Here is a 26,701-nt window from a genome sequence, read left to right on the forward strand (position 1 = left end):
GACCTTGCTTTGGCTTGCAGCCTGCCGCCTGAAGCCTGCAGCCGCTTTTAAAGAATATACCGCGACAGGTCTTCGTCCTGCGCCAGTTCGCCCAGGTGGCCGTTGACGTAGGCAGCGTCGATGCGGATCGGCTCGCCGTTCTGCTGGCCGGCTAGGTCGGAGGCCTTGAAGGAGACTTCTTCGAGCAGGCGTTCGAGCAGGGTGTGCAGGCGTCGGGCGCCGATGTTCTCGGTCTTCTCGTTGACCTGCCAGGCGATCTCGGCAATACGCTTGATACCGTCCTCGGCGAATTCGATGTCCAGCCCTTCGGTCTTCAGCAGCGCGCTGTACTGCTCGGTGAGCGAGGCGTGCGGCTCGCTGAGGATGCGTTCGAAGTCCTGCGGGCTGAGGGCCTTGAGCTCGACGCGGATCGGCAGGCGGCCCTGCAGCTCGGGCACCAGATCGCTGGGCTTGCTCAGGTGGAAGGCGCCCGAGGCGATGAACAGGATATGGTCGGTCTTGACCATGCCCAGCTTGGTGTTCACCGTGCAGCCTTCGATCAAGGGCAGCAGGTCACGCTGCACGCCCTCACGCGATACATCGGCGCCGCCGGTATTGGCGCGCTTGGCCACCTTGTCGATCTCGTCGATGAAGACGATGCCGTGCTGCTCGACGGCTTCCAGCGCGCGGGCCTTGAGCTCTTCCTCGTTGACCAGGCGTGCGGCTTCCTCGTCGCGCACCAGCTTCAGCGCATCGGCAACCTTGAGCTTGCGGCTCTTCTTCTTGCCCTTGCCGAGGCCGGCAAACAGGCTTTGCAACTGATTGGTCATCTCCTCCATGCCCGGCGGGGTCATGATCTCCACGCCCATGGGGGCCTCGGCGACTTCGATGTCGATTTCCTTGTCGTTCAGCTGCCCCTCGCGCAGGCGCTTGCGGAACAGTTGGCGGGTGTTGGAATCCTCGCTGCGCACCGGCTCGTCGCCAAAGCCCTGGCGTGCGGGCGGCAGCAGGGCGTCGAGGATGCGCTCCTCGGCGGCATCTTCGGCGCGGTGGCGCACCTTGGTCATTTCCTGTTCGCGCAGCATCTTCACCGCCGCATCGGCCAGGTCGCGGATGATCGACTCGACATCGCGACCGACATAGCCGACCTCGGTGAACTTGGTGGCTTCGACTTTCAGGAACGGTGCGTTGGCCAACTTGGCCAGGCGCCTGGCGATCTCGGTCTTGCCGACGCCGGTCGGGCCGATCATCAGGATGTTCTTCGGCGTCACTTCCTGGCGCAGCTCTGCCGGCAGCTGCATGCGCCGCCAGCGGTTGCGCAGGGCGATGGCGACGGCGCGCTTGGCGTCGTCCTGGCCGATGATATGGCGGTTGAGTTCGTGGACGATCTCGCGGGGCGTCATGGACATGGAATCGGGCTCGCTATCGAATCGGTATGAAGAAACGGACGTCACTCGGGGGCGTCCAGTTCCTCGATGGTCTGGTGATGATTGGTGAAGACGCAGATATCGCCGGCAATACCGAGCGCGGTCTCTGCCACTTCACGAGCGGACAGGTCGGTCTTCATCAGCAGGGCGCGTGCGGCCGCCTGGGCGAAGTTGCCGCCGGAGCCCATGGCGATCAAGCCCTCCTCGGGTTCGACGACGTCGCCGTTGCCGGTGATGATCAGGGATGCGTCCTTGTTGGCCACCGCCAGCATGGCTTCCAGGCGGCTCAGGCTGCGGTCGGTGCGCCAGTCCTTGGCCAGCTCGACGGCGGCGCGTACCAGATGGCCCTGATGTTTTTCCAGTTGCCCTTCGAAGCGCTCGAACAGGGTGAATGCATCGGCGGTGGCACCGGCGAAGCCGGCCAGCACCTGGCCGTGGTAGAGGCGCCGGACCTTCTTGGCGTTGCCTTTCATCACGGTGTTGCCGAGGGATACCTGGCCGTCGCCAGCCATCACGACCTTGCCGTGGCGGCGTACTGAAACGATGGTGGTCAAGGGAAGAGTCTCCGCGCTGCGGGGCGAATTGCCCGAATGGAAACTCAGATGGGGTGCCCGCCCCAGCTTTTCAACCGGCGGCGGGCTCAACAGGCTGTTGAAAAAACTACCTGCGTTGTCTGGCCGTCGTTAAAAACAGCCTCAAAATGCTCATTTACAACGCGTAAACTGCGCTTTTTCGGCTGTATTTCCTCGGCCAGCCTGCCTCGCCTACGTTTTTCAACGGCCTGTTGGGCGATCAGCGGACCTGGCGCTGCTGTAACAACAGGTTGCTGAAACCGTTGCCGGCCAGGGTCTTCTGCGCGACCGCCAGTTGTTCGCGGCTGGCGAAGGGGCCGACCAGCACGCGGTGCCAGGTTTCCTCGCGCACCTTGCCGGTTTCCACCCGCACGTTCTGGCCGAGCAGGATGATCTGCGCACGCAGAGTGTCGGCATCGTCGCGCTTGCGGAACGAGCCGGCCTGCAGGAAGAACTGCGTGGTGACCGGCGCGCTGGCCAGCACGGGCGGCGGAGGCGGCGGTACCTGGCCGTTGAGCGCGGCTTCGGCACGGGCCGTATCGATCTTCGCGGCTTCTTCCGGGGTGACCGGTTTCTGCTCCGGTGCAGGTGGCGGCGTTTCCTCCAGCGCCTGTGGCAGGATCACTTCGGATTCCGGCAGCAGGGTGTAGAAGTCGTATTTGGGCCTGGCCGGCTCGGGCTGCGTTGGCTTGGGTTCCGGCTTGGTGCTGCGCACCTGCTCGCCCTTGTCGCGCTTGATCTCGTCACGGCCCGGTTCGAGACTGAACAGGAACATGAAGAAACCACCGACCACCAGGCCGCAGGCCAGCCAGATCCAGCCCGGTACGGGCTTGTTCGCCGGGGCCTGATAGCGACTGGCGCCGCGTTTCGGCGCCGGCTTCTTGCGCGCTGCCATTTACATCCGCTCCAGAGTTTCCAGGCCGAGCAGCTCCAGGCCCTGCTTGAGGGTGCGGCCAGTCAGGGCTGCCAGGCGCAGACGGCTGTCGCGTGTGGCTTCGCTCTCGGCGCTGAGGATCGGGCAGTTCTCGTAGAAGCTGGAGAACAGGCCGGCGATGTCATACAGGTAAGCGCACAACATATGCGGCGTGCCTTTCTCGGCGACATTGCCGAGCAGCTCGCCAAACTGCGCCAGTTTGGCAGCCAGGGCCTGTTCCTGATCGGCGACCAGGGTGATCTGCCCGCCGATTTCATCCACGCCCTTGCCCAGCTTGCGGAAGATGCTGGCGACGCGGGTGTAGGCATACAGCAGGTACGGCGCTGTATTGCCTTCGAAGCTCAGCATCAGGTCGAAGTTGAAGCTGTAGTCGCTGGTGCGGTGCTTGGACAGGTCGGCGTATTTCACCGAGGCGATGCCGACCACGCGGGCGATTCTACGCAGCTCGTCCTCGTCCAGTTCCGGGTTCTTGTCCTTGACCAGGCTGTAGGCGCGCTGCTCGGCTTCATCGAGCAGTTGCACCAGTTTCACGGTGCCGCCGTCGCGGGTCTTGAACGGGCGGCCGTCCGGGCCGTTCATGGTGCCGAAGCCCATGTGTTCCATTTCCATGCTGGACGGGACGAAGCCGGCCAGGCGCGCGCAGGCGAAGACCATCTGGAAGTGCAGGGCCTGGCGCTGGTCGACGAAGTACAGCACGCGGTCGGCCTTGAGCACGCCTGCGCGGTAGCGGGTGGCAGCCAGGTCGGTAGTGGCGTACAGGTAGCCGCCGCCAGCCTTCTGCACGATCAGCGGCAGCGGGTTGCCTTCGGCATTCTTGAACTCGTCCATGAACACGCACTTGGCGCCATTATCCTCGGTCAGCAGGCCCTTGGCGGCGAGGTCGGCGACCACCTGTGGCAGGTCGTCGTTATAGGCGCTCTCGCCCTTGACATCGGCCATGGAGAGCTTGACGCCGAGGCGGTCGTACAGCGCCTGGCAGTGCGACAGGGAAATGTCGTTGAAGCGATGCCACAGACGCAGACACTCGGCGTCGCCGGCCTGCAGCTGGACCACCAGTTCGCGGGCGCGGTCGGCGAACTCGGGCGACTCGTCGAAGCGTTTCTTCGCTGCACGATAGAAGCCTTCCAGGTCGGCCAGCTCGCTCTCGGCGGCCGCCGGGTTTTCCTGCATGTAGGCCAGCAGCATGCCGAACTGGGTGCCCCAGTCGCCGACATGGTTCTGGCGAATCACGGTGTCGCCGAGAAACTCCAGCACCCGCGCCACGCCGTCGCCGATGATGGTCGAGCGCAGGTGGCCGACGTGCATTTCCTTGGCCAGGTTGGGCGCGGACAGATCGACCACCACGCGCTGCGCCGGGCCGTTCTTGCGCACGCCAAGTTTGGCATCGGCCAGTGCCGCTTCCAGACGCTGTGCCAGGGCATCACTGTTCTGGAAGAAGTTGAGGAAGCCGGGGCCGGCGATTTCCACCTTGGTGATCTGCTCATCGGCCGGCAATGCTGCGATCAGCTTTTCGGCCAGGTCGCGCGGCTTCATGCCGGCCGGCTTGGCCAGCATCATGGCAATGTTGCTGGCGAAGTCGCCGTGGCTCTTGTCCTTGGTGTTCTCCACCTGGATGACCGGCGTCAGGCCTGCAGGCAGCACGCCTTCGGCGGTCAGGCGGTCGAGGGCTTGCTGGATCAGGTGGCGAATGCTGTCTTTCATGTTCGGCTCGGGTTGCCTTGGGGCTTTGGTCGAAAACTGCGCATTATAGAAGTAGCTGCAGGTTGCAGGCCACAGGCTTCAGGCAAAGCGATCGGCCTGCAGTGGGTAGGGTGGGCTTCAGCCCACCAAGGCTGGCCGCTGTTGGTGGGCTGAAGCCCACCCTACGGACTGAAGCGGGACGCCGCCCGGACCTCTCTATGGACTGTTGCAGCGCGTCGGTTTAGAACAGATCGATCGGGTCGACATCCAGCGACCAGCGCACCGCGCGGCCACTGGGCATTTGCTCCAGCGCATGCAGCCAATGGTTGAGCAGGCGGTGTAGCGGGGCGCGGGCATTGCCCTGCAGCAGCAGTTGGGCGCGAAAGCGTCCGGCGCGGCGTTCCATCGGCGCCGGTACCGGGCCGAGCAGTTCGATGCCGGTCAGCCCCAGTTCACCCAGCAGGTGCTCGGCTTCGCTGCAGGCCTCATCGAGAAAACCTTCTGCCTGGCCGGGCTTGTGCGCTTCGGCGCGCAGCAGGGCCAGGTGGCAGAACGGCGGCAGGCCGGCACTGCGGCGCTCGCTCAACGCCTGCTCGGCGAAGGCGAAGTAGCCCTGCTCGGTCAGTTGCACCAGCAGCGGATGGTCGGCCAGGTGGCTCTGAATGATCACCTTGCCCGGTTCCTCGGCACGCCCGGCGCGGCCGGCGACCTGTACGATCAGCTGCGCCATGCGCTCGCTGGCGCGAAAATCCGCCGAGAACAGGCCCCCGTCGGCGTCGAGGATCGACACCAGCGTCACCCGTGGGAAGTGGTGGCCCTTGGCGAGCATCTGGGTGCCGACCAGGATGCACGGCTCGCCCTTGTTGATGGTAGTGAACAGGCGATCCATCGCGCCCTTGCGCGAGGTGCTGTCGCGGTCGATGCGCAGCACCGGGTAGTCGGGGAACAGCAGCGCCAGGCGTTCTTCGGCGCGCTCGGTGCCGGCGCCGACCGGGCGCAGGTCGACGTGCTGGCATTTCGGGCAGTTGCTCGGTTGCTTCTCGACGTGGCCGCAGTGGTGGCAGCGCAGCTCCTGATAACGCTGGTGCACGGTCATGCGTGCATCGCAACGCGGGCATTCGGATAGCCAGCCGCAGTCGTGGCAGAGCAGGGTCGGGGCGAAGCCGCGGCGGTTGAGAAACACCAGCACCTGCTGGCCGGCCGCCAGGGTCTGGGCGATGGCCTGCTGCATCGGTCCGGAGATACCCGAGTCCAGTGGCCGGCTCTTCACGTCCAGGCGCAGAAAGCGCGGCTGGCTGGCGCCGCCGGCGCGCTGGGTCAGCTTGAGCAGGGCGTAGCGGCCGCTGTGGGCATTGTGCAGGCTTTCCAGCGAGGGTGTGGCCGAGCCGAGGACGATGGGGACGTCTTCCTGGTGCGCGCGAACCAGTGCGAGGTCACGGGCGTGATAGCGCAGACCTTCCTGCTGTTTATAGGAGGCGTCGTGTTCTTCGTCGACGATGATCAACCCAGGGTTCTTCATCGGCGTGAACAGTGCCGAGCGGGTGCCGATGATGATGTCGGCCTCGCCATCGCGCGCCGCCAACCAGGCATCGAGGCGATCGCGATCATTGACTGCTGAATGCAGCAGGGCGATACGTGCGTTGAAGCGGCGGGCGAAACGGTCGAAGGTCTGCGGGCCGAGGTTGATCTCGGGGATCAGCACCAGCGCCTGCTTGCCGGCTTGCAGGCATTGGTGGATCAGTTGCAGGTAAACCTCGGTCTTGCCGCTGCCGGTGACGCCAGCGAGCAGGAAGGCATTGAACTGACCCCAGCCCGACGCCACGGCATTCACCGCCGCGCGCTGCTCGGCATTCAGCGGCAGTTCCGGTTGCGCCAGCCAGTGTGCAGGCTTGGCATGCGGCTGGGTGCGGCGCACCTCGACCCGTACCAGCCCCTTCTCATGCAGTAATTGCAGGCTGTCGCGGTTGAGTTGCAGCTGGCCGAGCAGACTGTGGGCCACGCCGTGCGGGTGTTGTGCCAGTGCCTTGAGTGCGTCGCGCTGGCGTGGGGCGCGGGCCAGGCGTGGGTCGTCGACACTGGCGCCTTTGCTGGCCAGCCAGTAACGCTCCTGGCGAGTTTCGGCCGGTTCGCCCTGGCGCAGCAGTACCGGCAAGGCCCAGCTCAGGGTGTCGCCCAGGCTGTGCTGGTAGTACTGCGCTGTCCACAGGCACAGTTTGAACAGCGGCGCTGGCAGCGGTGGGTGAGCATCGAGCAGTTCCAGAGCGGGCTTGAGCTTGTCGAGTGGGACTTCGCTCTGGCTGTCGACTTCCACCAGCACGCCGATCATCTCGCGGCGGCCGAAGGGCACGCGCAAGCGTACGCCTGGCTGCAAGGCACTGCGCGACACGCCAGCGGGGGCGAGGTAGTCGAACAGGCGGCGCAGCGGCGAGGGCAGGGCAAGGCGCAGGATCAGGTTGGGCAAGCCAGGAGCTCCTTTGACAGGCCGGCGATCTTAGCACGCGACGGCCGGCACCTTGCGCAGCTTGCATCGTGTCGGGTGTCTGGTAAGATGCGCGGCCTATTTCTGTGCGGTGCCTGACATTGGTCGGGTGGCGGCACGACTACCCCGAGGAAAGCACCATGAAAGCCGATATCCATCCGAACTACGTCGAGATCGACGCCACCTGCTCCTGCGGCAACGTGATCAAGACCCGCTCCACCATTGGCAAGAACCTGAGCCTGGACGTTTGCTCCGAGTGCCACCCGTTCTATACCGGTAAGCAGAAAGTGCTGGACACCGGCGGCCGTATCGATCGCTTCAAGCAGCGCTTCGGCGTATTCGGCGCCAAGTAAGCGACCGAACGAAAAAACGGAAACTGGCATGCGCCACTCCGTGATACTGAAAAAGGCGTCCCTGGTGGGCGCCTTTTTCGTTTCTCTGCTTTGTGCCGGCCTGGCCCAGGCCTTCTGTCCGCAGCGTGCCGATCTTGCTCAGGTCGCCGTGCGCCAGGTGGTCGATGGCGACACGGTGCGCCTGGTCGACGGGCGCAGCATTCGCCTGATCGGTATCAACGCCCCTGAACTGGGGCGCAAGGGGAAAAGTGACGAGCCTTTCGCCGTGCAGTCCAAGCGGCGTCTGCAGGCGCTGGTCGATGCCAGCGATGGGCGTGTCGGCCTGCTTTACGGCAAGCAGCGCAAGGACCGCTACGGGCGCACCTTGGCGCACCTCTATGACCGCCAGGGGCGTAATCTCGAAGAGCAATTGCTGAGCGAAGGTCTCGGTTTCATGGTCGCGGTGGCGCCCAATGCTGCGCTGGCCAGCTGTCAGGCGCAGGCCGAGCGCCAGGCGCGGCGTCAGCGCCTCGGCTTGTGGCGTAGCAATCAGGTGAAGGCGGCTGGCCAGCTGAAAGGTGGCGGTTTCGCCCTGCTCGGCGGTCGGGTTGTCGAGGTGCAGCGCAATCGCGGCGGCCTGTGGATCGATCTCGAAGGCGGTCGGGTGCTGCGCGTCGCGCCCGAACTGCTCGGCGAGTTCGATCTGCCCGCTTTGCAGAAACTCAAGGGGCGGCGGGTGGAGGCGCGTGGCTGGGTCATCGATCGCCAGAGTCGCGGCGGCTTGAAATCCGGGCAGGCGCGCTGGATGCTGCCGCTTACCCATTCGGCGATGCTGGAGGTGTTGCCATGATTCGTGCATTGATGCTGTGTCTGTTCTGCAGCGGGTTGGCCGGTTGCGCGGTCAATCCCGCGACCGGTCGTACCGATTTCGTGATGATGAGCGAGCGCCAGGAGCTGGATCTCGGCGCGCGCTACAACCAGGAAATCCTCAAGCAATACCCGCGCTACGAGGATGCCAAGCTGCAGGCCTACATCCAGCGCGTCGGCGAGCGGGTGGCGCGCAGCAGCCATCGCAATCAGCTCAACTACGTCTTCACCCTGGTGGACAGTCCGGACGTCAATGCCTTCGCCTTGCCGGGTGGCTACATCTATATCCATCGCGGCCTGCTCGCCTACCTCAACTCCGAGGCGGAGCTGGCTGCTGTGCTGGGCCATGAGGTGGGGCACGTGACGGCACGCCATAGCGTGCGCCAACAGAGCCAGTCCACGGCCTGGGGGCTGCTCGGCCAGGCTGCGGCCATCGGTACCGGTGTCGGTGCGGTGGGCGATCTGACCAATGTGATGGGCAATGCCTTCGTACGCGGCTACGGGCGCGACATGGAGCTGGAGGCCGATGGTCTGGGCGCGCAGTATCTGGCGCGCAGCGGCTACGACCCGCAGGCGATGATCGAGGTAGTCAAGGTGCTCAAGAGCCAGGAGGACTTCGCCCGCGAGCAGGCCGCCAGGCGTGGCGAAGCACCGACAGCGGGCGGCTATCACGGCTTGTTCGACACCCACCCGGACAACGATAGGCGCCTGCAGGAAGTGATTGGCCCTGCGCGTGCGCTGGCCGGCGGCAACCAGGAAGTGGGGCGCGACAATTTCCTGCAGATGCTCGACGGCCTGGTGTTCGGCGATTCGGCCGCCAGCGGGATTCGCCGCGGTCGCAACTTCTACCATGGCGAGCTGGATTTCACCCTGAGCTATCCGCAGGGCTGGCAACTGGTCAACCGCCCGGATGTGCTGATCGGCCATACCCCGGATGAGCAGGCATTCATCGCCATGACGCTGGAAGCGGCGGACAAGCAGCTTTCGCCCGCCGAATTCCTGCGCAGGCGCGTCGGCAATCAGCGGCTGGTTGCCGGCGAGGAGCTGCGTCTGGGTGCGCTGCAGGGCTATACGGCGGTGCTGCAGGGACAGTCGGCGCGGCGTGTCGCGGTAATCTATCGGGGCGACAGCGCTTACCTGTTCGTGGCGGCGGTGAAGGGGCGCGCTTCGCTGGAAACCGAGGATCAGCGGTTCCTCGAGGTGATTCGCAGTTATCGGCCGCTGAAACCGGCCGAACGCAAGCTGGCCGAGCCGGTGCGTCTGCATCTGGTGCGCGCCAAGGCGGGGCAGAGCCTCGCCGCTCTGGCCAAGGATTCGCCTTTGCCGGCTGATGGCGAAGCGCAGTTGCGCCTGCTCAACGGGCTCTACCCAAGCGGCGAACCACGCCCCGGCGAGTGGCTGAAAACGCTGCGCTAGCGCGGCGCTTCAATCGCGACCGAACGGTCTTGTGCAGGTGTATACAACTTGCGTATCCTCGGCCGCCTGCCCGTTCAACAGCCAACAAAAGCGGAAATGCCACTATGTCAGATCTAAAAACTGCCGCTCTCGAATATCACGCCCAGCCCCGCCCCGGTAAGCTGAGTGTCGAGTTGACCAAAGCCACTGCTACTGCCCGCGACCTGTCGCTGGCCTACAGCCCGGGTGTTGCCGAGCCGGTACGCGAAATCGCGCGTGACGCCGAGCTGGCCTACCGCTACACCGGTAAGGGCAACCTGGTCGCCGTTATTTCCGACGGTACCGCCATCCTCGGTCTGGGTAACCTCGGCCCGCTGGCTTCCAAGCCGGTGATGGAAGGTAAGGGCGTGCTGTTCAAGCGTTTCGCCGGTATCGACGTATTCGATATCGAAGTCGATTCGGAAAGCCCGCAGGCATTCATCGACACCGTAAAGCGCATTTCCATCACCTTCGGCGGCATCAACTTGGAAGATATCAAGGCCCCCGAGTGCTTCGAGATCGAGCGCGCACTGATCGAGCAGTGCGACATTCCGGTATTCCACGATGACCAGCACGGCACCGCGATCGTGACCGCCGCAGGCATGCTCAACGCCCTGGAAATCGCCGGAAAGACCCTGGAGGAGGCGAAGATCGTCTGCCTGGGCGCCGGTGCTGCTGCCATCTCCTGCATGAAGCTGCTGGTGAGCATGGGCGCCAAGGTCGAGAACATCTTCATGATCGACCGCAAGGGCGTGATTCACGCTGGCCGTGACGACCTGAATCAGTACAAGGCCGTGTTCGCCACCGAGACCGACAAGCGCACGCTGTCCGACGCGCTCGACGGCGCTGATGTGTTCGTCGGCCTGTCCGGTGCCAACCTGCTGAGCCCGGAAGACCTCAAGCGCATGGCGGCCAACCCGATCGTCTTCGCCTGCTCCAACCCGGATCCGGAAATCAAGCCGGAGCTGGCGCACGAGACCCGCAACGACGTGATCATGGCCACCGGTCGTTCCGACTACCCGAACCAGGTCAACAACGTGCTTGGCTTCCCCTTCATCTTCCGCGGTGCGCTGGACGTTCGCGCCACCCGCATCAATGAAGAAATGAAGATCGCCGCGGCCCTGGCGCTGCGCGACCTGGCCAAGCTGCCGGTCCCGCAGGATGTGTGCGATGCCTATGGCGGTATCGAACTGTCGTTCGGCCGCGAGTACATCATTCCGAAGCCGATGGATCAGCGTCTGATCACCGTGGTCTGCGATGCCGTGGCCAAGGCTGCCATCGAGTCCGGCGTGGCGACCCTGCCGTATCCGAAGCACTATCCGCTGAAGTCGGTGGATGACGTGTTCAACGGCTGATCGGCCGAACAATAAAAAACCCGCTTCGGCGGGTTTTTTATTTTCATCTTGGCTACAGGCTACAGGCTACAGGCTACAGGCCACAGGCTACAGGCCACAGGCCACAGGCCACAGGCTACAGGCTCTTGCCTGCCGCTTGCAGCCTGAGGCCTGCAGCCGTTTTCCTAGAACAGATCGATCGGCGCCATTTCGTCAGCCGGCAGCGGGCTGCCCGGGATGCCCATGCCGGGTTCGAACTCGCTCATCGGCGGCGGCGAGTCCTCGCTCTTGAACAGCTCGAAGTAAGCGTCGGGTGTGCCGGGCGCCGCGGCGCGGCCGCTGACCGGGTCTACGCGCAGGGTCAGCAGGCCCTTGGGTTCCTTGGGTAGATGGTTGGGACGGTCCTTGAGCACTGCGCCCATGTAGTTCATCCAGATCGGCAGGGCCACGGTGCCGCCATACTCGTGCCGGCCCAGGCTTTCCGGCTGATCGAAGCCAGCCCAGACAGTGGTCACGTAGTCGGCGTTGTAACCGGAGAACCAGCTGTCCTTGGACTCGTTGGTGGTGCCGGTCTTGCCTGCCAGGTCGTTACGCCCCAATGCCAGGGCGCGGCGACCGGTGCCGCGCTTGATCACGTCCTGCAGCATGCTGGTCATGATGTAGGCCGTGCGCTCGTCGATGATCTGCTCGGCCACCTTGGGTTCTTCCAGAGGCAGATCATCGGTCGCGTTCACCGCCAGGTTGGCGTTTTCCTCGACTGGCTCGCTGCCGGGTACACGTGCCGGGTTGGCGCGGAACAGCAGCTTGCCGTTGCGATCTTCGATGCGTTCGATCAGGTAGGGCTCGATCTTGTAGCCGCCGTTGGCGAAGGTGGCCCAGCCTTCGGCGATTTCCATCGGCGTCAGGCTGGCGGTGCCGAGTGCCAGCGACAGGTTGCGTGGCAGGTCCTGCGGGGCGAAGCCGAAACGTTCGATGTAGCGCAGGCTGCGATCGATGCCCATGTCCTGCAGCAGACGGATCGAGACCAGGTTGCGCGACTTGTACAGGGCCTCGCGCATGCGGATCGGACCGAGGAAGGTGTTGTTGTCGTTCTTCGGCCGCCACTTCTGTGACAGATAGTCGTCGGAGAGGATGATCGGCGCATCGTTGACCAGTGTCGCCGCGGTGTAGCCGCTATCCAGTGCCGCGCTATAAATGAAGGGTTTGAAGCTGGAGCCCGGTTGACGCTTGGCCTGTACGGCGCGGTTGTAGTTGCTCTGGTCGAAGGAGAAGCCGCCGACCAGTGCCTGAATGGCGCCGCTATAAGGATCGAGGGAAACCAGCGCGCTCTGCGCCGCTGGCACCTGGGTAAAGCGCAGGCTGCCATCCTCCTGGCGCTGCACGCGCACGATATCGCCGACCTGAGCGACGTCACCGGGTTGTTGCGGGCGCGGACCAAGACTGTTGGTGTTGAGGAAGGGGCGTGCCCATTTCATGCTGTCCCAGGCCACGGCCTGCTCTTCGCCGTTGCGGGTCATTACCAGGACGCCGCTCTTCTCCACCTGGGTCACCACCGCAGGTTCGAGGCCGCCGATGCTGCGGAACTTGCCCAGCTCGGCGAGCCAGGCTTCGCGGGTCATGCCCGGCAGGCGGCTTTCGGGACCGCGGTAGCCATGGCGCTGATCATAGGCGATCAGCCCGTCACGCAGCGCGGTGTTGGCCACTTCCTGCAGATGGCTGGGCACGGTGGTGGTGACGTTGAAGCCTTCGGTATAGGCCTCGCTGCCATAGCGACCGACCATTTCCGCGCGTGCCATCTCGGCTATATAAGGTGCGCTCAGCTCGGGGGCGGGCACGTGATAGCGTGCGTCGACTTCTTCGGCCAGGGCTTGCTCGTAGCTGGTCTGGTCGATACGGCCGAGACGATACAGGCGGCCGAGAATCCAGTCGCGACGCTCCTTGGCGCGTGTCGGGTTGACCAGCGGGTTGTAGCGCGACGGGGCCTTCGGCAGTCCGGCGATCATCGCCATCTGGGCCAGATTCAGGTCGCGGATCGACTTGCCGTAGTACACCTGAGCGGCGGCTTCGATGCCGTAGGCGCGGTGGCCGAGATAGATCTTGTTGACGTACAGCTCGAGAATTTCGTCCTTGCTCAGTTCGCGTTCGATCTGCAGGGCCAGGAGAATTTCGGTGGCCTTGCGCGAGAAGCTGCGCTCGCTGGTGAGGAAGAAATTCTTCGCCACCTGCATGGTGATGGTGCTGCCGCCGCTCTGGATCTGACCGCTTTTCAATAATTGCGTGGCAGCGCGCATCAGGCTGGTCACATCGACGCCATAATGATTGGCGAAATTGTCGTCCTCGGCAGCCAGCAGGGCGCTGATGAACTCCTTGGGGATCTCGTCGAAGCGAATGGGCGAGCGGCGCATCTCGCCGAACTCGGCGATCAGCTTGGCATCGCTGCTGTAGACGCGCAGGGGGATCTGTAGCTGGACCTGGCGCAGCGACTCGACGGACGGAAGGGTCGGGCTAAGATAAAGAAACGCACCGCTGAAACTGAGCAACAGCCCACAAAAAACGGCAACGCAGGACCACCAGATGAACTTCAGCAGGCGTATCAAAATGTTCGGAATTCCAAGTAAAAGAATGAGTTAAGCAGGAGTCGAGGCAAAAAGGGAAAAGCTGATCACATTATAAGCGTTTTTTTTCCCGGGGAGCCATTTGCGCTTCTGTCAAGACTGATATTTAATGTGGAAAAACATAAATAGTCCGTAAGTCGCGGATGCCAATAGGAAAACGGTCGTGCTAGGGCTCTTCACTAAGAAAGCGAATACGCTGCTGGGGATCGATATCAGCTCGACTTCGGTCAAGCTCCTCGAACTGAGTCGCTCGGGAAGCCGCTACAAGGTAGAGGCATACGCAGTCGAGCCGCTTCCGCCAAACGCAGTGGTCGAGAAGAACATCGCCGAGTTGGAGGGTGTCGGTCAGGCGCTTTCCCGCGTATTGGCCAAGGCCAAGAGCGGCGTCAAGGCAGCAGCCGTTGCCGTTGCCGGTTCGGCCGTCATCACCAAGACCATCGAGATGGAAGCGGGGCTTTCCGAGGATGACCTGGAAAACCAGCTGAAGATCGAGGCTGACCAGTACATCCCCTATCCGCTGGAAGAAGTCGCCATCGATTTCGAGGTGCAGGGGCCGGCGCCGCGCAACCCGGAACGGGTCGAAGTCCTGCTGGCTGCATGCCGCAAGGAAAACGTCGAGGTTCGCGAGGCTGCGCTGGCGCTCGCCGGTCTGACCGCCAAGGTGGTCGACGTCGAAGCCTATGCCCTGGAGCGTGCCTACGCTCTGCTGGAAGCGCAACTGGGTGGCGGGCACGACGATCTGACGGTCGCCGTGGTGGACATCGGTGCCACCATGACCACCCTCAGCGTTCTGCACAACGGCCGCACCATCTACACCCGCGAGCAGCTCTTCGGCGGCAAGCAGCTGACCGAGGAGATCCAGAGGCGCTACGGGCTGTCGGTCGAGGAGGCCGGTCTTGCCAAGAAGCAGGGTGGTCTTCCAGATGACTACGACAGCGAAGTGTTGCAACCGTTCAAGGAGGCTGTCGTTCAGCAGGTATCCCGTTCGCTGCAGTTCTTCTTCGCTGCCGGCCAATACAACGATGTCGACTATATCCTCCTGGCTGGCGGTACCGCGTCCATCCCCGATCTTGATCGGCTGATCCAGCAGAAGATCGGCACGCAGACGCTCGTGGCCAATCCGTTCGCCGATATGGCGCTCAGCAGCAAGGTCAACGCCGGCGCGTTGGCCAGTGATGCGCCGGCACTGATGATTGCCTGTGGTCTGGCGATGAGGAGTTTCGACTGATGGCGCGGATTAACCTACTTCCCTGGCGTGAACAGCTGCGCGAGGAGCGTAAGCAGCGGTTCCTGGTGAGCCTGGTCGGTGTGCTCATCATTGCGGCTGGCTTGGTCTTTCTCGCTGACCAGATGCTGAGTGCAGCAATCGATAATCAGAATGCGCGGAATGATTTCATCAAGAAGGAAATCGCGGTGCTTGATGCGCGCATTCAAGAAATCAGTGAGCTGCGCACGCGCAGGCAGCAGCTCTTGGAGCGCATGAAGATCATTCAGGACTTGCAGGGCAATCGACCGATCATCGGGCGTGTATTTGACCAATTGGTAAGAACGCTACCTGATGGCGTGTATTTCACTGGGGTCAAGATGGAAGGCAAGAATATCGCCATTGTCGGTGCTGCCGAGTCGAATAACCGCGTATCCAATCTGATGCGCAACCTGGATGCTTCGGAATGGCTGACGGCGCCTAATCTGACCGAGGTCAAGGCGGTTACGGCGGGAGCTCTGGATCAAGCGAATGTGTTCCAGTTGAGCGTTCAGCAGACACAGCCTGAACAGGAACAGCCGGAGGCGGCGCAATGAGTATCAAGGACTCTCTCGAAGGTCTGCGCAGCATTGATCTTAATAATCTCGATCTAAATAACGTCGGATCTTGGCCGGGTGCCGTAAAATTCGTTGCAGGTCTTCTGCTTCTGATTCTGGTTCTGGCACTGGGGTACAACTTCCATCTCAGGGACTTGCAGTCTGTTCTGGAGCAGCACCAGCAGGAGGAGCTGACGCTTAAAGAGCAGTTCTCCAGCAAAGCCTTTCAGGCCGCGAATCTGGAAGCTTACAAGGAGCAGATGCAGGAAATGGAGGTTTCGTTCGGGGCGCTCCTGCGTCAGCTGCCGAGCGATACTGAAGTGCCGGGGCTTTTAGAAGACATTACTCGCACAGGCTTGGGAAGTGGGCTGGAGTTCGAGGAGATCAAGCTGCAGCCTGAGGTTGCTCAGCAGTTTTATATCGAGTTGCCCATACAGATTAAGGTGACCGGTGGTTATCACGATCTGGCCACTTTCGTTAGTGGTGTTGCCAGTTTGCCGCGTATTGTGACTCTGCACGATTTTCAACTGGCCCCTGCCAGTGCAGACAGTTCTAGTCGCTTGAGTATGCAAATTATGGCCAAAACTTATCGTTACAATGATAAGGGGGCTCAATAATGAAATTCTCACGTTTGGCGTTGGTGGTTGGGCTCTCCTTCCTCGCTGGTTGTGGCGCTAGTGGTGATTTTTCAGATTTGCGCGCTTATATGGATGATGTCCGCGCTAGGCCTAAAGGCTCCATTGAGCCTTTGCCGAAATTTCAGCCGTACGAAAGCTTTACCTATCGCGCAGCATCGTTGCGCAGCCCCTTTCAGCCGCCGGTCAAGATTGATGTCGTAGCTCGTCAAAGGGGGGCGGCGGAAATTAAACCGGACGAAAGTCGTGTCAAACAGTTCCTCGAAGGCTTCAATATTGAAACCTTTGAGATGGTTGGCACTTTGAGAAATGATCGCGAATTGTACGCGCTGGTTAACGGTGCGGGCGGGGTTCATCGGGTAAAAGTAGGCGACTATCTGGGGCGCAATCACGGCAAGATTCTTGTGATCGACGACTCCAAGATCGATGTGATGGAAATTGTTCCAGATGGCGAAGGTGGCTGGCTTGAGCGTCCACGCAGCCTTTCCCTGAAGGAGCGCTCCTGACGGGGCTGGGTGAGAAATGAATACAAATAATCTGTCTGCCAAACGGGATACGAAAATGAACAGCTCTCTTTCGCGTCTGAGCGTCGCCTTGTTGGCTACGCTGCTGTCGCCCGCAATATTGGCGGCCAATCTGCAGGATTTGAGTGTTGCCAGTCTGCCCGGGGATCGGGTGGAGCTGAAGCTTTCCTTCGATGAGCCGGTTACTGCTCCTCGTGGCTATACCATCGAACAACCGGCGCGCATTGCGCTTGATTTGCCAGGTGTTTCCAACAAGCTTGGCTCGAAGAATCGTGAGCTTGGCGTTGGCAATGCACGCAGCGTTACCATCGTCGAGGCCAAGGATCGCACCCGTCTGATCGTTAACCTCACCAGCCTTGCCCCCTACAGTACTCGAGTCGAGGGCAATGACCTGTATGTATTGGTTGGCGACTCCTCTGCCGTTGCGGCGCGTCCGGCGGCCTCTGTACCTGCTCCGGTAGCGTCGGTTCCGCCCAAGAAGACCTATGGTCCGCAACCGAAGGCCATCAGCAACATCGACTTTCAGCGTGGCGAGCAGGGAGAGGGTAATGTCGTCATCACCTTGTCCGATGCTTCGGTAAGTCCAGATATTCAAGAGCAAGGTGGCAAGATCCGTCTTGATTTTGCCAAAACGGATTTGCCCGAATCACTGCGCGTGCGTCTGGACGTGAAAGACTTTGCGACTCCGGTGCAGTTCGTCAGTGCTACCGGCAGTGCCGATAAAACGAGCATCCTTGTCGAGCCGGTAGGTCTCTATGATTACCTGGCCTACCAGACTGAAAACACGCTGACACTGAGCGTCAAGCCGCTTTCTCAGGATGACGCCGAGCGCCGGAAGGCTGAGCGTTTTGCCTACTCGGGCGAAAAACTGTCGCTTAACTTCCAGGATATCGATGTGCGCTCGGTCCTGCAGCTGATTGCTGACTTCACCGATCTGAACCTGGTGGCGAGTGATACCGTTGCCGGCAATATCACCCTGCGTCTGCAGAACGTGCCTTGGGATCAGGCCCTGGATTTGGTACTGAAAACCAAGGGTCTCGATAAGCGCCAAGTGGGTAACGTCCTGCTGGTTGCGCCTGCTGACGAAATTGCCGCGCGTGAGCGGCAGGAGCTGGAGTCACAGAAGCAGATTGCTGAGTTGGCGCCACTGCGTCGGGAACTGATCCAGGTGAATTACGCCAAGGCGGCAGATATGGCGAAACTGTTCCAGTCTGTCACCAGTGCTGACGGGACCTCTGATACTCGTGGCTCTGTAACCGTTGATGAGCGCACCAACAGCATCATTGCCTACCAGACGCAGGATCGGTTGGATGAGTTGCGCCGTATCATTGCCCAACTTGATATCCCTGTACGTCAGGTGATGATTGAGGCGCGTATCGTCGAGGCCAATGTGGACTACGACAAGGCTCTGGGTGTGCGCTGGGGCGGCGCTAGTCGTCGCGGTAATTGGAGTGTGTACGGCAAGGACGGAGCAACTTCTTTCGATAGCGAGAGCGGACAAGCTTTCTTACCAGGGACGGACACCGTTGGTGACTTTGCGTTACAAGATGGTGTTGCTCCGGTGCCTTTCGTTGATATGGGGGTGCTTGGCAGTACTTCGGGTATAGGTATCGGCTTCCTCACTGACAATGTCACGCTGGATCTGCAACTTTCCGCTATGGAGAAGACGGGTAATGGCGAGATCGTTTCTCAGCCGAAGGTTGTTACCTCGGACAAGGAAACTGCCAAGATACTGAAAGGACAGGAGGTTCCCTATCAGGAGGCAAGTTCCAGTGGGGCTACCAGTACTTCATTCAAGGAGGCTGCCCTGTCTCTTGAGGTAACTCCGCAGATTACCCCGGACAATCGCATCATCATGGAGGTCAAGGTAACCAAGGACGCTCCAGACTTTGCGCGCGCTCTGAATGGTGTGCCGCCGATCAACAAGAACGAAGTCAACGCCAAGGTATTGGTGAATGATGGCGAGACGATCGTGATTGGTGGCGTATTCTCCAACACCCAGACCAAGGGTGTGGAGAAGGTCCCCTTCCTTGGCGATTTGCCATTCCTCGGTCGGGTGTTCCGCCGCGATGTCGTGGCAGACAACAAAGCCGAGTTGCTGGTTTTCATCACTCCGCGCATCATGAACAACCAAGCCATTGCCGTGAATCGATGATCTAAGTGCGCAATGTAATCCTCGTTGGCCCGATGGGTGCTGGAAAGAGCACCATCGGGCGTTTGCTTGCCAAAGAGCTGCGTTTGCCCTTCAAGGACTCCGACAAGGAGATCGAGCAGCGTACCGGCGCCGATATTCCCTGGATCTTCGATGTCGAGGGCGAGCAGGGCTTTCGTGAGCGGGAGCAGGCGGTGATCGCCGAGCTCTCGCAGCAGGACGGTCTGGTGCTGGCAACTGGCGGTGGTGCCGTGATGCGTGCGGAGAATCGTCAGGCGCTGCATGCTGGCGGGCGAGTCGTCTATTTGCATACCTCCGTGGAGCAGCAGATCGACCGTACTTCGCGTGATCGCAATCGTCCGCTGTTGCGCACGGCCAACCCCGCTCAGGTACTCAGGGATCTGATGGCCATGCGTGACCCTCTTTACCGAGAGGTTGCCGATATCGTCATCGAGACCGACGAGCGTCCGCCGCGCATGGTGGTTCAGGAAATTCTCTCGCGTCTGGAAGCCTTGTCGCCCCGTTAAAGCGCGTGGCGAACTGCGCTATCCTAGTGGCCTTTTTATTCTGGGGGCCTCATGCAGACTCTTCACGTTGAACTCGGCGAGCGCAGCTATCCCATCTACATCGGCGATGGCCTTCTGGCGCTTCCCGAGTTGTTCGCTCGTCATATCGCGGGGCGTCAGGTGGCCGTCGTCACCAATGAGACCGTGGCACCTCTGTATCTCGAGGCGCTGATGCGCTCCCTGGATGGCTTCAAGGTCGCCTCCGTCGTGTTGCCCGATGGCGAGGCGTTCAAGAACTGGGAGACCCTGCAGCTGATCTTCGATGGCCTGCTGAAGGCTCGGCATGATCGGCGCACCACCGTTATCGCCCTGGGGGGCGGTGTGATAGGTGATATGGCAGGGTTCGCAGCTGCCTGTTACCAGCGTGGCGTGGATTTCATTCAGGTGCCGACGACGCTGCTGTCGCAGGTGGATTCCTCGGTGGGTGGCAAGACCGGGATCAACCATCCGCTGGGCAAGAACATGGTCGGGGCCTTCTATCAGCCCAAAGCGGTGCTGATCGATACCGCCAGCCTGCACACCTTGCCGGAGCGCGAGCTGTCCGCCGGTTTGGCTGAGGTCATCAAGTACGGCTTGATCTGCGATGAGCCTTTCCTGGCTTGGCTGGAGGAAAACATGGCTGCGCTGCGCGCTCTGGATGGCGCTGCACTGACCCATGCCATCGAGCGTTCCTGTGCGGCCAAGGCGCGGGTGGTCGGCGCGGATGAGCGTGAGTCGGGGGTGCGCGCCACTCTCAATCTGGGGCACACCTTCGGTCATGCCATCGAGACCGAGCAAGGCTATGGCGTGTGGCTGCACGGCGAAGCCGTTGCCGCCGGAACGGTGATGGCGCTGGAAATGTCCCATCGCCTCGGCTGGCTGTCGGCTGCCGATCGTGATCGTGGCGTGCGCCTGTTGCAGGCTGCCGGGCTGCCCGTGGTGCCGCCGCAGGATATGACACCCGAGCAGTTCCTCGAGCATATGGCAGTGGACAAGAAGGTTCTCGATGGCCAATTGCGCCTCGTGCTGCTCAAGCGCCTGGGCGAAGCGGTAGTGACCGCGGACTACCCGCGCGAAATTCTCGACGCCACGCTGCGTAGCGACTACGCCGCGCTGGCTCAGTCGTCCAACTCTTGAAGAGTGATTCATGACCAGTCTGCATGCTGACGAAGCTTTCCTCGCTCATTACCAGTTCAGTCACGACCCGTTCGCGCCGCGAGTGCCCGGTTTCAAGTTCTTTCCGGCGCAGCGCAAACCGGTACTGGGGCAACTGCATCACCTCGCGCGCTACAGCCAGCTCCTGCTGGCAGTAGTCGGGCCCGAGGGCAGCGGCAAGACGCTGCTGCGCCAGGCGCTGGTTGCCAGCACCAACAAGCAGGCGGTGCAGAGCATCGTGATTGCGCAGGGTGTCACCGGTAGCGAAGCGTTGCTGCGTCAAATAGCGCAGGGCCTGTCCATCGCACAGGCTGACGTGCGCTCCATTCTGGCGCAGGTTGGGCAGCTGGCGTTGACTGGTCAGGAGGTTTACCTGCTGGTCGACGATGCGGACCAGCTGGATGACGTCGCGTTGAAAAATCTGCTGGTGCTCGCCGCAGGCGGTGATGAAGGTCGCCCGCATGTCTTCCTGTTTGCCGAGCATGAATTGTTGGCTCGACTGGAGGCGCTGTCTGGTGGCGAAGAGTGTTATCACGCCATCGAGCTGCAGCCTTATGCCGAGGAGGAAACGCGCGAATACCTTGCTCAACGCTTGGAAGGGGCCGGGCAGGGGATCGACGTCCTGACCGATGAGCAGATTGAAGAGATTCATCTGCGTGCCCAGGGTTGGCCGGGGGCGATCAATCAGGAGGCCCGCGAACTTCTGGTCGAGCAGATGCTGGCGCAGCGTGCGGCCGGGCGCGGGGCGGCGGGCGGCGGATTCACGCTGCCAAAGAAGCACCTGTTGGCGCTGGCGGTGGTCTTGGCAGGTGTCGCAGCCGCCTGGTTCATGCAGGGGCGCGAATCTTCCACCTCTGCCCCGGTAGCGAGCAATACCTCGTTGCCTCTGCAGCCCTCTACCCCGACGTCAGAAGCCGAGGAGCCCGTACAGGCGCCTGCGCCGCAGAACCGGACGCCGGCCATCGAGTTCGCAGGTGCCAGCCAGCCGCTGCCATTGCCGCTGGTGGGGGAGTCGCAGACCGTGATCCGCCAGCCGCTGGCCGAGGCGGCTGGTGAGGAACTGGACAACTTCGAGCCGCCGGCTGTGCCCGAGCCCTCGACAGTGACCGTGCCATCGACTGCAATCGCTGCTGCACCTGCACCTGCACCTGCACCTGCCAGGCAGCCTGAGCCAGCCGCGTCCAAGCCTGCGGCTCCGGCTCCGGCTCCCGCGCCTGCCCCGGCACCCAAGCCAGCACCTGCGCCAGCTGCTGCGCCAAGTGCGGCGGCGAGCAACTGGTACGCACAGCAGCCGGCGTCCCGCTATGCCTTGCAGGTGGTGGGGTCGCGTTCGGAAGCCAACATCCAGGCGCTGGTGCGTGAGGGTGGCAGCGAGTACCGCTATTTCAAGAAGATTTACCAGGGGCAGCCGCTGTTCGTGCTGACCTATGGTAGTTTCCCCAGTCGCGACGCCGCTCAGGCAGCCGTGAAGAACCTGCCTGCCAAGCTGCAGGCTGGCAAGCCCTGGCCCCGCACCCTGGGCAGCATCCAGCAGGAAATGAGCCGCTAAGGGCTCTGTCGCAAGATGACCGCCTGGTCGTTAGCACGACCTTGCGGTCTTATCCTTCGTTTTTGCGACATAAATATTCACCCCCTCGTCACGAAAGTTTGTGACGCCATGGGTGGATATGTACAATGACCTCCCTTTTGCCTATGCAAAGCATGCCTGTGCCTGCTTTTCGGGTTTAAGCAATTGAATTAGAAAGCAATTTGCCTGAGGTCTAGGCAGCCTGGTGAGAGTTTCCCCTATGAAAGCAGGTTTGTACCGTCCTGATGAGTTCAAGGATAACTGCGGCTTCGGCTTGATCGCCCACATGCAAGGTGAGCCTAGTCATCACCTGCTCAAGACCGCTATTGAGGCCCTCACCTGCATGACTCACCGCGGCGGTATCAACGCCGACGGCAAGACTGGTGATGGCTGCGGCCTGCTGATCCAGAAGCCCGATCAATTCCTGCGCGCCATCGCCCAGGAGCAATTCGGCGTCGAACTGCCTGCGCAGTATGCCGTGGGCATGGTGTTCTTCAATCAGGATCCGGCCAAGGCCGAGGTCGCACGCGAGAACATGAACCGCGAAATCCTCGCGGCCGGCCTGCAACTGGTGGGCTGGCGCAAGGTGCCGATCGACACCAGCGTGCTCGGCCAGCTGGCACTGGAGCGCCTGCCGCAGATCGAGCAGGTGTTCATCGGTGGCGAGGGTCTCTCCGACCAGGAATTCGCCATCAAGCTGTTCAGCGCCCGCCGTCGTTCCTCGGTGGCCAATGCCGACGACGCCGATCACTACATCTGCAGCTTCTCGCACAAGACCATCATCTACAAAGGCCTGATGATGCCGGCGGACCTGCAGCAGTTCTACCCGGACCTGGGTGACGAGCGCCTGCAGACCGCCATCGCGGTCTTCCACCAGCGTTTCTCCACCAATACCCTGCCGAAGTGGCCGCTGGCGCAGCCCTTCCGCTTCCTCGCGCACAACGGCGAGATCAACACCATCACCGGCAACCGCAACTGGGCGCAGGCCCGTCGCACCAAGTTCGCCAACGAGCTGATTCCCGATCTCGACGAGCTGGGCCCGCTGGTCAACCGCGTCGGCTCCGACTCCTCGAGCATGGACAACATGCTCGAGCTGATGGTCACCGGCGGCATCGACCTGTTCCGCGGCCTGCGCATGATCATTCCGCCGGCCTGGCAGAACGTCGAGACCATGGACGCCGACCTGCGCGCGTTCTACGAGTACAACTCCATGCACATGGAGCCCTGGGATGGCCCGGCCGGCGTGGTGCTGACCGATGGTCGCCATGCCGTGTGCCTGCTCGACCGTAACGGTCTGCGCCCGGCGCGTTGGGTCACCACCAAGAACGGTTACATCACCCTGGCCTCGGAAATCGGCGTGTGGGACTACCAGCCCGAGGACGTCATCGCCAAGGGCCGTGTCGGCCCGGGGCAGATCCTCGCCGTCGACACCGAGACCGGCCAGGTGCTGGACACCGAGTCCATCGACAGCCGTCTGAAGTCGCGCCACCCCTACAAGCTGTGGCTGCGCAAGCATGCCCAGCGCATCAAGGCGACGCTGGAAGACCGCGACCACGGTTCGCCCTTCTACGACCCGGACCAGCTCAAGCAGTACATGAAGATGTTCCAGGTCACCTTCGAGGAGCGTGACCAGGTGCTGCGTCCGCTCGGCGAGCAGGGCCAGGAAGCCGTCGGCTCCATGGGCGACGACACGCCGATGGCGGTGCTCAGCCAGCGCGTGCGCTCGCCATACGATTACTTCCGCCAGCAGTTCGCGCAGGTCACCAACCCGCCGATCGACCCGCTGCGCGAAGCGATCGTCATGTCCCTGGAAATCTGCCTGGGCGCCGAACGCAACATCTTCAGCGAATCGCCCGAGCACGCCACCCGCGTGATCCTCAGCAGCCCGGTGATCTCGCCGGCCAAGTGGCGCGCGCTGATGAACCTGGATCGTCCGGGCTTCGACCGTCATGTCATCGACATGAACTACGACGAGTCGCTTGGCCTGGAAGCCGCCGTGCGCAACATGGCCGACCAGGCCGAGGAAGCCGTGCGCGCCGGCAAGGTGCTGCTGGTGCTGACCGACCGTCACATCGCCCCGGGCAAGCTGCCGGCGCATGCGTCGCTGGTCACCGGTGCCGTGCACCACCGCCTGGTGGAAAAGGGCCTGCGCTGCGACTGCAACATCCTGGTGGAAACCGCCACCGCGCGCGATCCGCATCACTACGCCGTGCTGCTGGGCTTCGGCGCCTCGGCGGTATACCCCTTCCTGGCCTACGAAGTGCTGGGCGACCTGATCCGCACCGGCGAAGTGCTGGGCGATCTATACGAAGTGTTCAAGCACTACCGCAAGGGCATTTCCAAGGGCCTGCTGAAGATCCTGTCGAAGATGGGCATCTCCACTGTCGCGTCCTACCGCGGTGCGCAGCTGTTCGAGGCCGTCGGCCTGGCCGACGAAGTCACCGAGCTGTGCTTCCGTGGCGTGGCCAGCCGCATCCAGGGCGCGCGCTTCGTCGATATCGAGAGCGAGCAGAAGCTGCTGTCCTTCGAGGCCTGGAACAACCGCAAGCCGATCCAGCAGGGTGGTCTGCTCAAGTTCGTCTACGGCGGCGAATACCACGCCTACAACCCGGACGTGGTGCGCACGCTGCAGGAAGCCGTGCAGCAGGGCAACTACGCCAAGTACAAGGAATATTCGACGCTGGTCGACACCCGTCCGGTGTCGATGATCCGCGACCTGCTCAAGGTCAAGGAATCCGCCACGCCGATCGGCCTCGACGAAGTCGAGCCGCTGCAGTCGATCTTCAAGCGCTTCGACGCCGCTGGTATCTCGCTCGGCGCACTGTCTCCGGAGGCGCACGAGGCGCTGGCCGAGGCGATGAACCGTCTGGGTGGTCGCTCCAACTCCGGTGAGGGCGGTGAAGACCCGGCCCGCTACGGCACCATCAAGAGCTCCAAGATCAAGCAGGTGGCCACCGGCCGCTTTGGCGTGACTCCGGAATACTTGGTCAACGCCGAAGTTCTGCAGATCAAGGTGGCCCAGGGCGCCAAGCCCGGTGAGGGCGGCCAGCTGCCGGGTGGCAAGGTCAACGGCCTGATCGCGCGTCTGCGTTATGCGGTGCCGGGCGTGACCCTGATCTCGCCGCCGCCGCACCACGACATCTACTCGATCGAAGACCTGGCGCAGCTGATCTATGACCTCAAGCAGGTCAACCCGAAGGCGCTGGTGTCAGTCAAGCTGGTGGCGGAAGCCGGTGTCGGCACCATCGCTGCCGGTGTGGCCAAGGCCTATGCCGACCTGATCACCATTTCCGGCTACGACGGCGGTACCGGCGCCTCGCCGCTGACCTCCATCCGCTATGCCGGCGCGCCCTGGGAACTGGGCCTGGCCGAAACCCACCAGACCCTGCGCGGCAACGACCTGCGCGGCAAGGTGCGGGTACAGACCGACGGTGGCCTGAAAACCGGTCTGGACGTGATCAAGGCGGCCATCCTCGGCGCCGAGAGCTTCGGCTTCGGTACTGCGCCGATGGTGGCCCTGGGCTGCAAATACCTGCGCATCTGCCACCTGAACAACTGCGCCACCGGCGTGGCCACGCAGAACGACAAGCTGCGCAAGGATCACTTCATCGGCACCGTCGAGATGGTGATGAACTTCTTCACCTATGTCGCCGAGGAAACCCGCGAGTGGCTGGCCAAGCTGGGCGTGCGCAGCCTGGAAGAGCTGATCGGCCGTACCGATCTGCTCGAAGTGCTGCCGGGCGAGACCGCCAAGCAGGGCAACCTGGATCTGTCGCCGCTGCTGGCCAGCGCGCATATCCCGGCCGACAAGCCGCAGTTCTGTCAGGTGCCGAAGAACCCGCCGTTCGACGAAGGCCTGCTGGCCGAGAAGATGGTGGACATGGCCAAGGACGCCATCGCCGGCAAGACCGGCGGTGAGTACGAGCTGAACATCGGCAACTGCGACCGCTCCATCGGCGCGCGCATTTCCGGCGAGATCGCCCGCGTGCATGGCAACCAGGGCATGAACGACGCACCGATCACCTTCCGCTTCAAGGGCACTGCCGGTCAGAGCTTCGGCGTGTGGAACGCCGGTGGTCTGCACCTGCGCCTGGAAGGCGATGCCAACGACTACGTGGGCAAGGGCATGACCGGCGGCAAGATCGTCATCACCCCGCCTGCCGGCAGCCCGTTCGCCACCGAGGACAGCGCCATCATCGGCAACACCTGCCTGTACGGCGCCACCGGCGGCAAGCTGTTCGCCACCGGTACCGCGGGCGAGCGTTTCGCCGTGCGCAACTCCGGCGCCCACGCCGTGGTGGAAGGCACTGGCGACCACTGCTGCGAGTACATGACCGGCGGTTTCGTCTGCGTGCTTGGCAAGACCGGCTACAACTTCGGCTCGGGCATGACCGGCGGCTTCGCCTATGTGCTCGACATGGACAACGGCTTCTACGACCGCGTCAACCACGAACTGGTGGAAATCCAGCGCATCAACAACGAAGCGATGGAGGCCTACCGCAGCCACCTGGAAAGCGTGCTGGCCGAGTATGTCGAGGAAACCGGTAGCGAGTGGGGCCAGAATCTGCTGGAAAACCTGGACGATTACCTGCGCAAGTTCTGGCTGGTGAAACCGAAAGCGGCAAGCCTGAAGTCGCTGTTGTCCAGCACCCGTGCCAACCCGCAATAAG

The 26,701-nt window shown here is 62.4% G+C and carries 19 protein-coding genes; 13 read left to right on the forward strand and 6 right to left on the reverse strand.

What is annotated here, in order from left to right; translation table 11 throughout:
* Positions 1–47: 47 nt before the first annotated feature.
* From hslU to BLS61_RS09740, 5 genes are all read right to left on the reverse strand, one after another.
* The gene (gene hslU, locus BLS61_RS09720; protein WP_090430262.1) at positions 48–1,388 is read right to left on the reverse strand and encodes an ATP-dependent protease ATPase subunit HslU; all 1,341 of its coding nucleotides are present in this window, start codon (positions 1,386–1,388) and stop codon (positions 48–50) included.
* Positions 1,389–1,429: 41 nt separating this feature from the next.
* Positions 1,430–1,960 carry an ATP-dependent protease subunit HslV gene (hslV, locus tag BLS61_RS09725; protein WP_024306625.1) on the reverse strand — a complete coding sequence of 177 codons (531 nt, stop codon included), beginning with the start codon at positions 1,958–1,960 and terminating at the stop codon, positions 1,430–1,432.
* A 238-nt stretch (positions 1,961–2,198) separates the two neighbouring features.
* Positions 2,199–2,873 carry an SPOR domain-containing protein gene (locus tag BLS61_RS09730; protein WP_090430264.1) on the reverse strand — a complete coding sequence of 225 codons (675 nt, stop codon included), beginning with the start codon at positions 2,871–2,873 and terminating at the stop codon, positions 2,199–2,201.
* Entirely contained in the window at positions 2,874–4,613 is a 1,740-nt protein-coding gene (gene argS, locus BLS61_RS09735) for an arginine--tRNA ligase (RefSeq protein WP_090430265.1), read from the reverse strand.
* Between the two features lie 220 nt (positions 4,614–4,833).
* Positions 4,834–7,053, reverse strand: a complete 2,220-nt coding sequence (locus BLS61_RS09740) for a primosomal protein N' (protein ID WP_090430266.1) — start codon at positions 7,051–7,053, stop codon at positions 4,834–4,836.
* A 158-nt stretch (positions 7,054–7,211) separates the two neighbouring features.
* Between BLS61_RS09740 and rpmE the strand changes: the two genes are divergently transcribed.
* The 4 genes from rpmE to BLS61_RS09760 all read left to right on the forward strand — a co-directional run bounded on the left by rpmE (position 7,212) and on the right by BLS61_RS09760 (position 11,059).
* Positions 7,212–7,424, forward strand: a complete 213-nt coding sequence (gene rpmE / locus BLS61_RS09745) for a 50S ribosomal protein L31 (RefSeq protein ID WP_024306629.1) — start codon at positions 7,212–7,214, stop codon at positions 7,422–7,424.
* Between the two features lie 28 nt (positions 7,425–7,452).
* The gene (locus BLS61_RS09750; protein WP_090430268.1) at positions 7,453–8,253 is read left to right on the forward strand and encodes a thermonuclease family protein; all 801 of its coding nucleotides are present in this window, start codon (positions 7,453–7,455) and stop codon (positions 8,251–8,253) included.
* Complete coding sequence (locus tag BLS61_RS09755) at positions 8,250–9,686, forward strand: M48 family metalloprotease (RefSeq protein WP_090430270.1); 1,437 nt, start codon at positions 8,250–8,252, stop codon at positions 9,684–9,686. Before BLS61_RS09750 ends, BLS61_RS09755 begins: the two co-directional genes overlap by 4 nt.
* A gap of 104 nt (positions 9,687–9,790) precedes the next feature.
* On the forward strand, positions 9,791–11,059 hold the full coding sequence (locus tag BLS61_RS09760; RefSeq protein WP_024306632.1) for a malic enzyme-like NAD(P)-binding protein: 1,269 nt from the start codon (positions 9,791–9,793) through the stop codon (positions 11,057–11,059).
* A 164-nt stretch (positions 11,060–11,223) separates the two neighbouring features.
* On the opposite strand, the gene BLS61_RS09765 is transcribed toward BLS61_RS09760, so the two are convergent.
* Positions 11,224–13,635 carry a penicillin-binding protein 1A gene (locus BLS61_RS09765; protein ID WP_090430272.1) on the reverse strand — a complete coding sequence of 804 codons (2,412 nt, stop codon included), beginning with the start codon at positions 13,633–13,635 and terminating at the stop codon, positions 11,224–11,226.
* A gap of 181 nt (positions 13,636–13,816) precedes the next feature.
* On the opposite strand from BLS61_RS09765, the gene BLS61_RS09770 reads away from it, so the two are divergent.
* From BLS61_RS09770 to gltB, 9 genes are all read left to right on the forward strand, one after another.
* Positions 13,817–14,881, forward strand: coding sequence for a pilus assembly protein PilM (locus BLS61_RS09770; protein WP_090430274.1), 1,065 nt, complete (start codon positions 13,817–13,819; stop codon positions 14,879–14,881).
* The gene (gene pilN, locus BLS61_RS09775) at positions 14,881–15,453 is read left to right on the forward strand and encodes a type 4a pilus biogenesis protein PilN (RefSeq protein WP_090430276.1); all 573 of its coding nucleotides are present in this window, start codon (positions 14,881–14,883) and stop codon (positions 15,451–15,453) included. The genes BLS61_RS09770 and pilN overlap by 1 nt, the downstream gene beginning before the upstream one ends.
* Positions 15,450–16,070, forward strand: a complete 621-nt coding sequence (gene pilO, locus BLS61_RS09780) for a type 4a pilus biogenesis protein PilO (RefSeq protein ID WP_090430278.1) — start codon at positions 15,450–15,452, stop codon at positions 16,068–16,070. The genes pilN and pilO overlap by 4 nt, the downstream gene beginning before the upstream one ends.
* The gene (pilP, locus tag BLS61_RS09785; RefSeq protein WP_090430280.1) at positions 16,070–16,594 is read left to right on the forward strand and encodes a type 4a pilus biogenesis lipoprotein PilP; all 525 of its coding nucleotides are present in this window, start codon (positions 16,070–16,072) and stop codon (positions 16,592–16,594) included. The genes pilO and pilP overlap by 1 nt, the downstream gene beginning before the upstream one ends.
* Before the next feature lie 55 nt (positions 16,595–16,649).
* A complete protein-coding gene (locus BLS61_RS09790) occupies positions 16,650–18,767 on the forward strand; it encodes a type IV pilus secretin PilQ (protein WP_090430418.1) in 2,118 nt (705 codons plus the stop codon).
* 5 nt (positions 18,768–18,772) lie between these two features.
* The gene (aroK, locus tag BLS61_RS09795) at positions 18,773–19,291 is read left to right on the forward strand and encodes a shikimate kinase AroK (protein WP_090430282.1); all 519 of its coding nucleotides are present in this window, start codon (positions 18,773–18,775) and stop codon (positions 19,289–19,291) included.
* Between the two features lie 51 nt (positions 19,292–19,342).
* Entirely contained in the window at positions 19,343–20,446 is a 1,104-nt protein-coding gene (gene aroB, locus BLS61_RS09800) for a 3-dehydroquinate synthase (protein WP_090430284.1), read from the forward strand.
* Between the two features lie 10 nt (positions 20,447–20,456).
* Positions 20,457–22,013 (forward strand): AAA family ATPase, encoded by a 1,557-nt coding sequence (locus BLS61_RS09805; protein ID WP_090430286.1) that lies wholly within the window; start codon positions 20,457–20,459, stop codon positions 22,011–22,013.
* A gap of 238 nt (positions 22,014–22,251) precedes the next feature.
* Positions 22,252–26,700 (forward strand): glutamate synthase large subunit, encoded by a 4,449-nt coding sequence (gltB, locus tag BLS61_RS09810; protein ID WP_090430288.1) that lies wholly within the window; start codon positions 22,252–22,254, stop codon positions 26,698–26,700.
* The last annotated feature ends 1 nt before the right edge of the window (position 26,701 follow it).

The sequence above is a fragment of the Ectopseudomonas guguanensis genome (assembly GCF_900104265.1).
GTDB lineage: Bacteria > Pseudomonadota > Gammaproteobacteria > Pseudomonadales > Pseudomonadaceae > Aquipseudomonas > Aquipseudomonas guguanensis.

Bases quoted from the DNA above. Each gene is read 5' to 3' on its own strand.
- hslU (WP_090430262.1), bottom strand. From the start codon at position 1,388: ATGTCCATGACGCCCCGCGAGATCGTCCACGAACTCAACCGCCATATC.
- BLS61_RS09730 (WP_090430264.1), bottom strand. From the start codon at position 2,873: ATGGCAGCGCGCAAGAAGCCGGCGCCGAAACGCGGCGCCAGTCGCTAT.
- argS (WP_090430265.1), bottom strand. From the start codon at position 4,613: ATGAAAGACAGCATTCGCCACCTGATCCAGCAAGCCCTCGACCGCCTG.
- rpmE (WP_024306629.1), top strand. From the start codon at position 7,212: ATGAAAGCCGATATCCATCCGAACTACGTCGAGATCGACGCCACCTGC.
- BLS61_RS09750 (WP_090430268.1), top strand. From the start codon at position 7,453: ATGCGCCACTCCGTGATACTGAAAAAGGCGTCCCTGGTGGGCGCCTTT.
- BLS61_RS09755 (WP_090430270.1), top strand. From the start codon at position 8,250: ATGATTCGTGCATTGATGCTGTGTCTGTTCTGCAGCGGGTTGGCCGGT.
- BLS61_RS09760 (WP_024306632.1), top strand. From the start codon at position 9,791: ATGTCAGATCTAAAAACTGCCGCTCTCGAATATCACGCCCAGCCCCGC.
- pilN (WP_090430276.1), top strand. From the start codon at position 14,881: ATGGCGCGGATTAACCTACTTCCCTGGCGTGAACAGCTGCGCGAGGAG.
- pilO (WP_090430278.1), top strand. From the start codon at position 15,450: ATGAGTATCAAGGACTCTCTCGAAGGTCTGCGCAGCATTGATCTTAAT.
- pilP (WP_090430280.1), top strand. From the start codon at position 16,070: ATGAAATTCTCACGTTTGGCGTTGGTGGTTGGGCTCTCCTTCCTCGCT.
- BLS61_RS09790 (WP_090430418.1), top strand. From the start codon at position 16,650: ATGAACAGCTCTCTTTCGCGTCTGAGCGTCGCCTTGTTGGCTACGCTG.
- aroB (WP_090430284.1), top strand. From the start codon at position 19,343: ATGCAGACTCTTCACGTTGAACTCGGCGAGCGCAGCTATCCCATCTAC.
- BLS61_RS09805 (WP_090430286.1), top strand. From the start codon at position 20,457: ATGACCAGTCTGCATGCTGACGAAGCTTTCCTCGCTCATTACCAGTTC.
- gltB (WP_090430288.1), top strand. From the start codon at position 22,252: ATGAAAGCAGGTTTGTACCGTCCTGATGAGTTCAAGGATAACTGCGGC.